This window comes from Shewanella sp. SG44-6, assembly GCF_014164185.1.
Classification (GTDB): Bacteria; Pseudomonadota; Gammaproteobacteria; order Enterobacterales; family Shewanellaceae; genus Shewanella; species Shewanella vesiculosa.
Map to the genome: position 1 here is coordinate 80,243 of NZ_JACJER010000003.1, position 14,044 is coordinate 94,286.

Below are 14,044 nucleotides of genomic sequence, written 5' to 3' on the forward strand. Positions count from 1 at the left end.
ACATAACTGAATAGCAAAAATGTGAACCCGGTCAATTTATCATTCAGGATAAAACAATTTATGTAATTTTAATGTCAAAATGGTTTGTACATTCAAACTTGGTCACGCGGCTTGGTGGCCACAATCCTAGGCACAAATACTCACCTTAAATCTATGGTCAATTAAGGTATTCCCCTTAACATATCCGCGCAAAACACCAGTAAAATGAAAGAGTATAGTGAATGCCGAATAACATTTAAGCCCAACAATAACCTAACGTGAATCAGTTAGATTGCCGTATCAATCGGCCTTGTTCTAACAGGTACACGGCATCCATTTGCTCTAAAGCCGTTAAACGGTGGCTGATCATTAATAGCGTTTTGTGCTGAGCAAAATCGAGTAACACTTTAAGAATCTCACGCTCAGTTCGCTTATCAAGTCCTTCTGTCGGCTCATCTAGCAGTAACAAAGGTGCATCACGTAATAGTGCTCGAGCTACGCCAATTCTGCGCTGTTCGCCACCGGATAATTGCCGGCCGCCTTCACCTATCCAGCAATCTAATGGTGTATCACCTTGCAACAAGGTTTGCAGGCCCACTTTATCTAATACTTCAATAAAACGTTGATCATGGGCTTTTTTGGCTTCGCCTTGTAAGTACGGCAACGCCAAAGCTAAATTGTCACGTAAGGTACCGGAAAACAGATAAATACGTTGGCTTACAACAGTCATTGCTGCCCGTAAATTAATATCGCTATAGTCACTTATTGGTTGACCATCAAGCGTAATCGCTCCCTGCTGCGCCGCCCAATCACGGGTAATCAATCCCAATAAACTTGATTTACCACACCCTGTAGGGCCCAAAATAGCAACTTTCTCACCGGCATGAATGCTCAAATCTAAGCCTTGCAACACCGGAGAATGGCTATGATAACCAAAGTGAATATCAGTGATCTGCAAGGCCCCATGATAGGCTTGCAAATCACTATTAAGATTAAATACTACACTCGGTGTTTGCTCAGTAATTTCAGTCACCCTTCGCGCGGCAAGTACTGTGCTTGATAAATGTTGAAATGCACCCGCTATCGGCATCATCATTTCAAGGCTGGCCATAGTGGCAAATACCATAAGAGCCATCAAAGGTCCTGGAGGCGAGAGCTCACCCACACCTTGACCTGCAAAATACAACATAAGCACAACGGCAGTGCCATTGATTAATATCAATAACGCTTGGCTTAGGCCAGTGATATTGGCCATCGTCGTTTGCTGGCTAAATAAACTGTGCTGTGCTTGCTCAAGCTTAGCCAAATAGCGCTGATTTGCGCCAAATATACTTAGCTCAGCTTGCCCCTGAATAACATCAAGCAACTCTATTCGATATTGCCTTTGTGCCTGCATTAGTACTTGTCCTGGTGCCTTACCTAAATAATAAAATACCAGTGGTAAGATAAGCCAAGCGGCCAGTAATAAAGCACATAAACTTAAGGCTAAATGGCTATCAAACCATCCAAGAAATACCAACAAAGTGCCAATCATCATCAAGGACGCGGCCATTGGAGTGAGCAGGCGTAAATAGAGGTGATCTAAGGTATCAATATCCGCCACTAAACGATTGAGTAAATCTCCGCGGCGTAAACCTTGTAAGTTAGCCGCACTCAAAGGCAACAATTTATTCCATGCCCAAACACGCAATTGGGTCAACAATTTAAAGGTTGCTTCATGGGTGGCTAAGCGCTCACCATAACGGCTTGCCGTGCGGGCGATAGAGAAAAATCGCACCCCTCCGGCAGGAGTAAAAAAGTTAAACGTTTGTGCGGTTACTACCGTCAACCCCGCTACAGCACTGGCAGATAAAAACCAGCCAGATAATGACAATAAACCAATCCCTGTCAGTAAAGTGATAAATGTGAGTAACAGTCCGACTAACATCATCAACCACTGGCGGCGAAACAAAGCAACAAAAGGGCGTAATACTTGGATAATACTGCGCGGGGTGGCGTCAACGGGTTGCGACATTAGCACACCTCCTGTTGTTGATTAATCATTTGCGACAATAAGCCGTCAACCTGTTGTAAATCATTAACATGGCCTTGTTGCACAACGCATCCTTTCTCCATCACCAAAACACAATTCATACTGTGTAAATCGTCTAATTTATGGGTCACAGTTAATGCCGTTACCGACTGCATCGCGGTATTTAAGGCGGCCAGCACCGATTGCTCACTTTGAGTATCTAAACTGGCTGTCGGTTCATCTAATAAAAATAACTTTGCTGGTTGCGCTAACGCCCGAGCTAAAGCAAAACGCTGCGCTTGGCCTACCGATACGCCAGCACTTTGATCACTAATAACTAAATCGAGCCCTAATGGATGTTGGATAACAAACTCACTGATATTAGCCTGTTCAAGCAACGCCATAATCTGTTCATCGTTCAATTGTGGGTTGGCCAAAGCAACGTTTTCTCTCACAGTGCCATGAAATAATTGTGGGTCTTGGCCTAACCAAGCCAGATGTTGACGCCATTGCGCCACATTAAGCTGTGATAACTCATGACCATTAATCAGTAATGAGCCTTGATAAGGTAAAAAGCCTAGTAAGGCATTAAGCAAACTGGTTTTGCCTGCGCCACTGGGGCCAACTATCGCCCACTGCTCACCAGCTGGTAACGTAAAGGATATCGGCCCAGCTAAACGCTGGCCATCTAGGCTAAACACTTCAACGCCAATAGCTTGAATACTGATACTGCTAGCAGAAAAAGCCATAGTTTCTGAGGTAGATTCGACATTAGTAGGTGTACTGACTTGATAATCAAGCAACTCGACCAGCGCTTCAGCAGCACCTATGGCTTGAGCTTTGGCATGATAATGAGTGCCTAAATCACGCAGTGGTTGATAAAACTCTGGCGCTAAAATGAGCACAAACATACCGGTAAATAAACTAATGGGTACGCCATAATGACCAAAATCTAAATGGTCTAAATAACTAAAGCCAAAATACACCGCCAATACCGCAATCGACACCGCAGCAAAGAACTCTAAAACCGCTGAACTAAGAAAAGCCAAGCGTAATACCGACATCGTTCTCGCTCGAAAATCTTCCGAGGCGTGTTCAATATTAACTAACTCAGCCTCACCACGATTAAACAGCTTTAAGGTTTGCAGCCCTTTTAATCGATCCATAAAGTAGCCACTTAAACGCGACAACGCCTGCATATTTTTACGATTGGCATCAGCCGCCCCCATGCCAACTAAAATCATAAACAGCGGAATTAATGGCGCGGTAACCAACAAAATGATCCCCGCAGCCCAATTTAGCGGAAACACGCACACTAATATTAATAAAGGAATAAACCCGGCTAACATCATCTGCGGTAGATATTTAGCATAAAAGTCATGTAAATCTTCAACCTGTTCAAACACTAAGGTTGCCCAAGCACCAGCAGGTTTTCCTTTAATAAATACTGGCCCTAAGGCAACTAACTTGTTAAGTACGGCTTGGCGTATGTCTTCACGTAAACGTTTACCGGCCTCAAAGCTTATCCGTTCACGTACTTGTGCTAACAATGCGCGTATTAATAACAAAGCGATAAGTGCAAAGAACTCACGACTCAGTGCTGCGGGAGCGACCATATCAATAATCACCCCCTGCAAAATTTGCGCAATAAACAAGGCTTGCCCCACTATTGCGATGCCATTTAGCACGCCACACAACACAGATAATTTGAGGAAAATACCACAAGAGGATTGCTGACTTTTGAGCCATTTGGCTAATGACTTTTCTAACGACTTGTCCATGAAACTCCGGTAGCGTTATCGATGACCACTTTAAGCACGCAGTATCGCAGTACTGGCGTTGAGTTAACACTTAAAGCAGTGTAAATGTTATCTGATTCACATTTTGCTAATAAAGGCTTATGTAAAGATTAAATTTAGCGACATTGTGGCTAAAACGTATTCCATTCAATAAAGTATATCGTTTAAAAAGAGTCCGATGGATTGCAAGTCAACATAACTATGCTCATCACAAGCATGAGCAATAACATGACACGGCTTACGAGCAAACAGAAAGACTAAATGGTGACGGTAAGTTACTGTGGGTAACCCCGTTTATTGAGCACGACTATTGATCACGACTCTGGCCATATTTTACTAATACGTGCCAAAGTAACTTTAGGTCTTGTCGCTTTTTTGAATGTGCTCCACGCTCACTCCAGGAAGCTGGTTTTTTTTGCAATTGATAGGCCGCGCGACCAATAATTTCTGCATTAATTAACTCATCTTCAGCAATGCTTTGAGCCAAAATAGGCATAGCAGCACCACGGAAATCATCGGGTACTTGCGCAACATTGATTTGCCGCCCTTGATGCCAATACAATTCAATTTCGTATTCATGGCACAAAGCAATCAATGAATCACCAATAGCCGTCCCTTTATAGGAGGGATCCGCCACTAGCATAGCAATATCTTGATCCAGCGATACAGTGCCGTGAATTTGAGCTTCAATATAATGGTCTAAATTCCCACTTGGCACCTTGTCAAAACGGTGGCTCATGTCATCAGTCAAATGCTGACTAAAATAGTCAATCAGCTTACTCGGCTTAAGTCCTGAAATCCCCAAGGCATATTGACGCTCAAAACTTTCGCTGAGTAATGCCGCTAGAATCGCGTCAAAACACTTTATGGTGCCTTTTTCTTTAGGCAATCGATAAGAGTCCATGTAACTAAAAGTACATCGCGATAAGACTTGAGGATGAGTGACTAAATAGCAGCTGCCAAAGCGAGGTGCTGGGCCTAGCGGACATAAACCAAAATCTAACGCACCATATTTAGGTCGATTCTTAATGCCAGAATAACAGTGCCCAAATAATTGGTTTTCCCAATGGTCACGAGACCCACCTAACTCGGGTGATAAATGACCATTAGACACGTGGGTTTCAAACTGGCTTTTATACACGCCATCACGTAATAAGCCATCAACGACAGTGAGACCTCGGTTATCTATTTGATCGGGATGAAAATGCAATGAGACTCGACTATGTTGCGCCAGCTCACGCATAGCTAGCTGGAGTGATAAGGTTGAAATATTAGACATTAACAGCACATTTTTGATCACGGCATGAGCATGATCTCGCAGCTCATATGCCATTTTCTCTATGTGGGTTTGAGCCGTTAATTTCATCAGTAAAAGACACCTTATGGTAAACCAGCTCAGCTAAGTCGCTGAATATATTTAATACAAAACGAGTGATGATTTTATTGTATGTAATAAGTCGACTTTTAGCACTGATCCAAGTGTGAAGATTAACACGATTTCATTAAATCGCTGTATTTCGGCATCAAAATCGACGTGTTTTAACGATTAAATAGCCCATTATGAGTCGCTTTATGAGGGGATATATCGCTGGCCACGCAGGGATTTGATAGCACTTATAACGGTTTTCAGGTAAGCTTCACGGCCGCCGTTAATGGCTACCTTTTATTCAAAGCAACAATGCGTTGCCCAAAGAGATTTTTCTATGAGTTTTTCCTCACTTGGTCTGAATGCTGCTATTTTAAAAGCGGTTGAAAAACAAGGTTACGACACCCCCTCTCCAATTCAAGCACAAGCAATACCAGCAGTTTTAGCCGGCCAAGATGTTATGGCAGCAGCACAAACAGGGACAGGAAAAACAGCTGGTTTTACCCTGCCAATTTTAGAACTATTATCTAAAGGTGAACGCGCGCAACGTGGTCAAGTCCGTGCATTAGTGTTAACACCTACCCGCGAGCTTGCCGCACAAGTACAAGAAAGCGTCGCAACTTACGGCATCAACTTACCGCTCAAATCGGCGGTAGTATTTGGTGGTGTGTCTATCGTGCCACAATTAGCTGCGCTCAGAAACGGAGTTGACATTTTAGTGGCAACGCCAGGTCGTTTACTCGACTTATGCCAGCAAAAAGCCATTAGCTTCAGCAAATTAGAAATTTTGGTGTTAGACGAAGCAGACCGCATGCTCGACATGGGCTTTATTCGCGATATCAAAAAGGTATTGGCACTATTACCTGCCAAACGCCAAAACTTAATGTTTTCAGCTACATTTTCGAATGAAATTCGTGAGTTGGCGAAAGGTCTAGTTAACAATCCAGTCGAAATTTCAGTCACGCCGCGTAATGCCACGGCAAACACTGTGACTCAATGTGTGTATCCAGTAGATAAAACGCGTAAATCACTGGCACTAATTGAACTGATTAAAACCAATGATTGGAAACAAGTGTTAGTGTTTTCTCGTACCAAACATGGTGCTAACCGTTTAGCCAAAAGCCTGGACGCTGCGGGCATTAAAGCCGCTGCCATACATGGTAATAAAAGCCAAACAGCACGCACTAAAGCCTTGGCTGATTTTAAAGCCGGCGCGGTGCAAGTGATGGTCGCGACCGATATTGCTGCCCGTGGTATAGATATCGATCAACTGCCATTTGTGGTTAACTTTGACTTACCGAACGTACCTGAAGATTATGTGCATCGCATTGGCCGTACTGGCCGTGCAGGTTCAACAGGTCAAGCAGTATCATTAGTCGGTCTTGAAGAAGTTAAGCTACTGCATGATATCGAACGATTAATTAATCGTGTCATTGAGCGTAAGCAACTTGCTGGTTTTGAAGCACCATTTACTATCCCAGAAGCAGGTAGCAGATCTGGCGGCAGTGGAGCCAAAAAGCCCAACCCGAACCGCAGTAAGCATGCTCAACAACATGCCAATGACGGCACTCAAGCTGAAAAACCTGCCCGTAACCACGATTCTCGCCAGCAATCTCGTGGACAAGATAAGCCTGTAGATCCTAAAGCTGCAGCAAGAGCCAATGGTAATAAGCCACCACAGCGTAATCGTCCACCACGTCGCAGTGGTACTGCACCAGTCACATCTGCAAGCAGTAATCCTTATGCCAACGCTAAAGTAAAAAGCTAATTAGTTAACCGCTAACTTGTGATAAACATAAAAAAACCGGTGAACATTGTTCACCGGTTTTTTTATTATTCATTGATAACCCAATTGAGTCTCACGGATAGCAATTACACAAAATTGGGTTATCAGTTGTACGTTTTAAGCGATTCGTTTTAAGTGCAGCCGTTACATAAACCAAGCTCGGTAACTACGGCCTTTTAACTTACCTTTACTGATAATGTTTAATGCTTGCTTAGACACATTACTTTTTACAGCAAAGTACGCACGAATGTCAGTCACTTTAATTTTACCGATATCGTTAAAATCTAACCCATTACCACCAGTTAATGCACCAACAATGTCACCTGGACGAATTTTTTGCTTTTTGCCGGCTTCAATTTGAATTGTAACCATTTCAGCAGCAAGCGGTTGCTTGTTTAACGCACTCATTGGCGGTAAAGGCTCGCTGACCACATCTTTATTCATGGCTTCTTCAATCATCGCCATTTTGTAACCATCTTCTTCACCAAAGAAAGTATAAGCGCTGCCCGAACTGCCTGCACGGCCAGTACGACCAATACGGTGAATATGCACTTCGGTATCGTAGGCAATATGATAATTAAATACCGCATCTAATTCATCAATGTCTAAACCACGTGCCGCGACGTCAGTAGCCACTAAAATACGCGCACTACGATTAGCAAATTGGAGTAACATTTGATCACGATCCCGTTGCTCTAAGTCGCCATGCAATGCTAATACACTAAAGCCAAACTCATGTAATGAGTCAGCCACTTGTTGGGTTTCACGCTTGGTATTACAAAACACCACAGAGCTTTCTGGCTGCTTATCCAGTAACAATAAACGCAATGCTTCAAGACGACCTTGGCTATCTTCAATACGGTAGAAATGCTGATCAATCGTTAAGTTGTCGTGCTTAGCCTCAACTTTAACCATTACTGGGTTATACATAATTTGATCGGCAATCGACTTAATTTGATCAGGGAAAGTCGCGCTAAACAATAACGTTTGACGCTCACGCGGCGCGGCAGCAATAATTTGATCAATATGCTGTTGAAACCCCATTTCTAGCATGCGATCAGCTTCATCTAAAATCAGCGTATCCATGTTGCTTAAATCTAAACGGTTACGATCTAAATGATCGACAATACGCCCCGGCGTGCCGACAATAATATGCGCGCCATGTTCTAGTGAACCCACTTGCGGCCCCATTGGAACACCACCACAAAGCGTAAGCACTTTTACGTTATGAATACCACGAGCTAAGGTACGGATTTCTTTAGCGACTTGATCGGCTAATTCGCGTGTTGGACACAACACCATAGTTTGGATACGAAAGCGTTTTACATCCAACTTATTCAAAAGCCCTAAACCAAAAGCGGCAGTTTTACCCGAGCCAGTCATCGCTTGACCAATAACATCTTCACCAGCCAAAATCGGCGGTAAGCTCTCGGCTTGGATCTGAGTCATCGATTCAAAACCCATAGTTTGGAGGTTTTCAAGCAATTCAGGTTTTAAATTAAGTGATGCGAAAGCCGGGTTAACGACTTGTTCTGTAGACTGACTCAAGGCAAATATCCTCTGATATCGAAAGGTAAAAAGCAGACAAAAGCTGCAAAAAAATATACCAATACCATTACATAAATGAGCCATTATCATGCAAAAACCCGTTAATAGCGAAACAAAATGAACCTATACAATGATGTATATGAAAAAAATGCTTACTGCTATTTTTGAACGATTTATCTTGCCAGAAGGAACAGATAATAAATAAGATTGGTGTTAGCACAGGTATTAAAACAAACCCGAGCCAGATGTCAGCTATTGTAGCAATTTTATTGCTAGTTCGCAGACAAATATTTACCTAGAGCTCTACTTATGGTGCACCTAAGACTACACAATTTGGCCAAAATGACCTTGCTGATAATCGCGAACTGCTTGCTCTATCTCAGCTCGGGTATTCATTACGAACGGGCCCATCTGGACAATTTTTTCATTAATAGGCTTGCCCGCTAATATTAACAGCCCGGCACCAGTCGCCTCAGTTTGAAAACAGCATACTTCTTGTGCGTCCAACACTAACAACTGCCCTGCTCCTGCGGTTTCACGTAGACCTTGTGAATCAATATAGTTAAGTTCACCTGCATACACATAAACGCATACGGTTTGGTGCTCAGCAAGGCTCAAGGTGCCATGACCATATGCAGTTAAGGTTAAATCGGCAATGGCCCCTTGACCAGCTAACCCCTGAATAGCTGACGTAATCTTATGTGGTTGATTAATAAACCCCCAACTCCCCGCCAAGGCAACAAGTGATGCACCGTGTTCGTTATCTAAACGTGGGTTAGCCTGTTGGCTGGTGTCTTGGTAAATCGGCGGGCGCATTTTGTGTTTTGCTGGCATATTGATCCAAATTTGGAACCCATGCAGCCCTTCTTTGGCATCGGCTAATGGCATTTCAGAATGCACCACGCCACTGCCAGTACTCATCCACTGTACGTCACCAGCACGGATAGGTTTAACATTGCCCATTTGATCGCGATGTTCAAAGCCACCTTTACGAATATAAGTAAAGGTTTCTACACCTCTGTGTGGATGCGGCGGAAAACCACCAATAAAATCTTGTTCATCATCAGACTTAATCTCATCAATCATTAAATATGGATCGAAACGAAGCTTGTCAAAGTCAGCAACACGATTGATGTTCACACCATCACCGTCCATTGCGGGCAAGGCGCTAATACGCTGTAATACTTTCATGAAAACCTCGGCGACTAAAAAATAATCTTCAATCATAGCAGCCATCTAACTGAATAAATATTGCATAATAGTGTCGTTTCCTTTCGAAAAAATCGACTAATAAAAGGACTTATGTCTTTTGCTCAAACACATTAATGAACTTTACGCCCTATTAACAATCAAAAAAACTGATAATACTGCGATAAAGTGATTGATATAAATGGAAGTAATAACGGTTGGCAGGGAGCCACAACACTCTCTATCTTCAACACACGCGCATAAAATATATTGGCTTAAGCCTGTGCTAACGGCATTAATCATCCATGTTTTATTGATTTATATGCTGATTGCGTTTTGGTATCAAGACACAACGCAGCGAACGTCTACTTTAATGGTTAAACCTTCAACAACCGCAATAAAAAGCTATCTCATGACTTCAACGCAATACCAATCAATGATCCACGCAAATTTACCACCAAAGCTTAATGAGCAAAGAGATATCGAATACGTAAATCGTAACCCATCCATTATCGATGTTAGCCAATCGACGTCCATAACAACAGATACGCAAGCCTCATTAGATGAAGACGCAGTCATAGATGAAGTGGTGCCATCAAACAACAAACGCAACACTATACAATCGATTTCGAGTGCAAAAATACCTAATGCTTTGCCAAGTCAAATAAAACCAGAGACTACCACTAACCTAAACAAGTCCGTGCCTTCATTAACATCAATACAGCAAGCATCAAGCCAGTATATTCAACGAGATAACATTAATGAACTAGAGCTACTCATCAGTTCACAGACCGCATTACCCAAAAAAAACGTTGGCACCATGAGCGAAATGGATCCTCAATTAGATTTCATTGAGTTAACCCCCAAAGTCGATACAAGCCAGCCCAACACCTTAAATCACCGATTAGACCCTAATAGAATTGTAAAACAAGGAGATTATTGCTACCGAGTAGTCGATCTCGCTACCCAGGTTAACCCCCATGGTTGGGGATTAGGTTTCGCAGAATATTGTGGCGAAGATGAATCTAAAAAGCAGCTAACAGAAGCGATTAACAACAGGATAAGCAAAGTAAAATGATCTCAGCCTTAGCTAAGTCATCAGATCCAAATCGATGATAGTACAATCTAATTAAATTGATTTACCAACTCAGTTTGACGGTTTCCCTGACCGCTAATTTCTTGACTATGTATTGCTGCATGATGACAATTCTGTTCGAATTGATTAATGCCATCTTGTAATATCATAGCATTAGTATAAATTTGATTAACAACAGCAGCTTGCTCTTCTGCAGCAACTGAAATTTGCTCGCCATTACTTTCGATAATTCCCATCACTTCGCTCACCGAAATCAGGCTTTGCTCGAGCATTTTACTGGAATCGATACTCCTATTGGTCAAAATATCACTTCGTTCCATTTGCGCAACCGCCTTTGCGGTTGTCTGACTCAGTGTATTGATAATAGCGTGTATTTCATGTGCAGAAGTTGCCGAGCGACTGGCCAAGTTACGTACCTCGTCTGCGACCACCGCAAATCCTCTGCCCGACTCTCCAGCTCTCGCAGCTTCAATAGCAGCATTGAGTGAAAGTAAGTTTGTTTGCTGCGCAATACTCTCGATCACATCGACCACTTGGTTTACGTTTTGACATTGCTGATCCAATGAAGAAATAGCAAGACGAGACTCCTCCAATAAGTTATTAATTTCCGTAGTCGCGATTTGGCTGCTAGCTAATGCCGCCTTAGTTGACTGTATTTGGTTAACTAAGTGATGAATTTCTGTTGTTGAATTTGTGGTATTTTTAGCGATATCGGTAACCGAAGAGCTCATTTGGCCGATGGCTGTGACAACTTGCTCCAGGTTTTGCGACTGCGTCACCAACTGGTTTTGATTTGCTTGATTTTGTTGTTGATGCTCTTCTAAACCTTGCTGCAATTCCTCGCCACTGTCTTTTATACGTCCAACCACCGCCAGCGTTTCAGCTTTTTGCATCCGTAGACTTAACTCGATATGGGAAAGCTCATCGGTATAACCTGTGTAAACAAATTGATTTAGCGGATTATCGTGTATTTTTTCACTCAACATCAGGATTTGGCTAAAACGCTGCTTAAGAACATAAAGCGGCCGACAAAAACAGATAATGGCCACAATAAATGCGAGTACCGTGAAAAAACCATTGGAGTAAGGTAAGGACATCAATAACCCTACTGATAACAACCAAGCCAATAAGAGTTTGGTAATAATACTGGCGCCAAACTTTGGCTTGGCGGCTTTTCCAGCATTAATGGCATCGTAACAGGCTTGGGCGCGTTCAGTCAGCTCTGCTTCAGGCTGAGTTCTTACCGACTGGTACTCGCAAATAATCCCATTACGTTTAATCGGGGTGACATAAGCATTAACCCAATAATATTGACCGTTTTTGCAGCGATTCTTCACCAATCCCATCCAGCTTTTCCCCTGCTTAATAGTGTCCCATAGGTCACTAAATGCAGCTTTAGGCATATCAGGATGACGAACTGTACAGTGGGGATGATTGATAAGTTCATCTTCTTTATAACCACTGACAGTCATAAAGTCATCGTTAACATGAGTAATAATACTGTCTAAATCGGTTGTCGAAAGAATCATATAATCCGACGGATAAGTGACTTCCTCATCGATGATATCTTTTATGGTCATGTTGATATATTAAACGTCATTAAGTAAATAAGTGAGCCGATTATTAAACAATCAGTATTACTTGTATGTGATGACTCACGACTTTAATCAGTAAATAATTAACATCTTTAAAATATATGCGATAAGTCACATTGATAACAACCAAAATCAATGTGGTATCAAAGTTTACGTTGCGAAGTATTGATTAATCATATAAATGATTATAGCGCTAGAGGTAGATTTTTGATGCCAGTCGCTACCATAAGACAATCAACAGTGACGCAATAACAGCTATTATGCCAATGAGTAGAATCACTCTTGATTATTTGATATCAAAGAAACAAGCAATATTAAAATACTGTGACACGCTTATTACCAACAGTGCCAAAAACAATACGCCTTGACACCTTATAGCACCAAGCGGAAACCTAGGTATAGGAGTAACCACTATTCAGACTCACTACAATGCAAACAATTAACTTGATAATATGATGAGCAAGATAATGACTATTATCATTATTTATTCGGTTTTAATTTTACTTAAAGTAATTAAAACCTAAAGATGCCATAGGATAAAGTGATTTAATATTGCGTCTATATTTAGCAAAGATAATAGTGGCTATGGTGACAACAATAGTGACCCCAAAAGGATGCTTTTGGGTTTGTTTTTTAACAGAGTAAAGTAATAAATTGATCGATAATTCACTCTGTCTAGCTGATACGTTACCTTGCATACGCTTTAGCTTAATCGAGTGATTGAGATGCTTTAGAGATGACATCCATACCCTCCTTTAATTGCGAGATAGTGTCTTTAAAGCCAAAAAACTGCATTAGGTATTTTTGCCAGTAAACTAAACCGACTAAAACCACACTCATTGTGAATAAAAATAGTCCTACTCCGATAAGCATGTTGTGAGTAATGCTATATGAAACAATTCCTACACTGACACATATACTGAAAATAAAAAGTACCAATAAAGGAATAAACAAAAGTTGGCAAACAAGAAATTTTTTCGCCACAACAACATTTCTAGAGACTTCCATAAAGAAAAGTTGGACAGTAGATTCTGACCACTGCCCAATATCTTGCGCGACTTTTGATACCTTATTAAAAATATCAGTTATTTCGTCAACATTAGCATTAACCTCATCTGAATTAGATAACGGATCGGCTTGCGTACCGTCAGAGATCTTATTGTTACTCGACACTGTCTTGGTGTTTTCCATAATAAAATCTCTCCGGTTACCTTTTTACTTTGTAATTTTCGAAATTGCCCAGCCAGCTAAAAATGCACACCCAACACTGAGTAAAGGATGTTCCTTTATCATGTTTCCAGCTTGATGGGTTGCAGACTTAACTTTTGCAGAGCCTTCATTGAGTGATTCTTTGGCGTGATCTTTTAAAGAACTAACGGCTTCTGATGTTGCCTCTTCAGCCAAATGATAAGCATCTTTGACTTTTTCTTGAGAGTCTTGATTTTTTTCTTTTGTTGTAGCCATTTTAATCTCCTTAAATAATCTTTCGAGTTCTATTATTACGAATAAATAGCAATAATAAATGATTACATCCAAACATTACTATCTAACATAAAATAGGTAAATCAATACAATATCAATTTAAAAACGATAAAGTATCGATTGTTATTAGTTATGATGCGAATGACATGCCACAATGATAATATTAACTATAAAAATCATAGATGAATGATATA

The 14,044-nt window shown here is 41.5% G+C and carries 11 protein-coding genes; 2 read left to right on the forward strand and 9 right to left on the reverse strand.

Annotated features, from left to right (window positions below; genetic code table 11):
* Nucleotides 1-262: 262 nt before the first annotated feature.
* The 3 genes from H5185_RS01200 to H5185_RS01210 all read right to left on the reverse strand — a co-directional run bounded on the left by H5185_RS01200 (nt 263) and on the right by H5185_RS01210 (nt 5,155).
* The gene (locus tag H5185_RS01200) at nt 263-1,957 is read right to left on the reverse strand and encodes a heme ABC transporter ATP-binding protein/permease CydC (protein ID WP_182741118.1); all 1,695 of its coding nucleotides are present in this window, start codon (nt 1,955-1,957) and stop codon (nt 263-265) included.
* A gap of 35 nt (nt 1,958-1,992) precedes the next feature.
* Nucleotides 1,993-3,771 (reverse strand): heme ABC transporter permease/ATP-binding protein CydD, encoded by a 1,779-nt coding sequence (locus tag H5185_RS01205; protein ID WP_182741110.1) that lies wholly within the window; start codon nt 3,769-3,771, stop codon nt 1,993-1,995.
* A 325-nt stretch (nt 3,772-4,096) separates the two neighbouring features.
* Nucleotides 4,097-5,155, reverse strand: coding sequence for a DUF3626 domain-containing protein (locus tag H5185_RS01210; protein WP_182741111.1), 1,059 nt, complete (start codon nt 5,153-5,155; stop codon nt 4,097-4,099).
* A gap of 337 nt (nt 5,156-5,492) precedes the next feature.
* Here H5185_RS01210 and H5185_RS01215 point away from each other — a divergent pair, with 337 nt between their 5' ends.
* Entirely contained in the window at nt 5,493-6,923 is a 1,431-nt protein-coding gene (locus H5185_RS01215) for a DEAD/DEAH box helicase (RefSeq protein WP_124015407.1), read from the forward strand.
* Nucleotides 6,924-7,085: 162 nt separating this feature from the next.
* On the opposite strand, the gene dbpA is transcribed toward H5185_RS01215, so the two are convergent.
* Together dbpA and H5185_RS01225 are read right to left on the reverse strand one after the other, a co-directional pair.
* A complete protein-coding gene (dbpA, locus tag H5185_RS01220) occupies nt 7,086-8,489 on the reverse strand; it encodes an ATP-dependent RNA helicase DbpA (RefSeq protein ID WP_182697604.1) in 1,404 nt (467 codons plus the stop codon).
* A 324-nt stretch (nt 8,490-8,813) separates the two neighbouring features.
* Nucleotides 8,814-9,680: a pirin family protein gene (locus H5185_RS01225; protein ID WP_124015405.1), complete on the reverse strand. Its 867-nt coding sequence runs from the start codon at nt 9,678-9,680 to the stop codon at nt 8,814-8,816.
* Between the two features lie 409 nt (nt 9,681-10,089).
* Here H5185_RS01225 and H5185_RS01230 point away from each other — a divergent pair, with 409 nt between their 5' ends.
* Nucleotides 10,090-10,755 carry a hypothetical protein gene (locus tag H5185_RS01230; protein WP_182741112.1) on the forward strand — a complete coding sequence of 222 codons (666 nt, stop codon included), beginning with the start codon at nt 10,090-10,092 and terminating at the stop codon, nt 10,753-10,755.
* A gap of 47 nt (nt 10,756-10,802) precedes the next feature.
* On the opposite strand, the gene H5185_RS01235 is transcribed toward H5185_RS01230, so the two are convergent.
* The 4 genes from H5185_RS01235 to H5185_RS01250 all read right to left on the reverse strand — a co-directional run bounded on the left by H5185_RS01235 (nt 10,803) and on the right by H5185_RS01250 (nt 13,832).
* Nucleotides 10,803-12,353 (reverse strand): PAS domain-containing methyl-accepting chemotaxis protein, encoded by a 1,551-nt coding sequence (locus tag H5185_RS01235; RefSeq protein WP_182741113.1) that lies wholly within the window; start codon nt 12,351-12,353, stop codon nt 10,803-10,805.
* A gap of 515 nt (nt 12,354-12,868) precedes the next feature.
* The gene (locus H5185_RS01240) at nt 12,869-13,111 is read right to left on the reverse strand and encodes a hypothetical protein (RefSeq protein WP_182741114.1); all 243 of its coding nucleotides are present in this window, start codon (nt 13,109-13,111) and stop codon (nt 12,869-12,871) included.
* The gene (locus H5185_RS01245) at nt 13,077-13,559 is read right to left on the reverse strand and encodes a hypothetical protein (protein ID WP_182741115.1); all 483 of its coding nucleotides are present in this window, start codon (nt 13,557-13,559) and stop codon (nt 13,077-13,079) included. Before H5185_RS01245 ends, H5185_RS01240 begins: the two co-directional genes overlap by 35 nt.
* Before the next feature lie 24 nt (nt 13,560-13,583).
* Nucleotides 13,584-13,832: a hypothetical protein gene (locus H5185_RS01250; RefSeq protein WP_182697610.1), complete on the reverse strand. Its 249-nt coding sequence runs from the start codon at nt 13,830-13,832 to the stop codon at nt 13,584-13,586.
* Between the last annotated feature and the right edge of the window lie 212 nt (nt 13,833-14,044).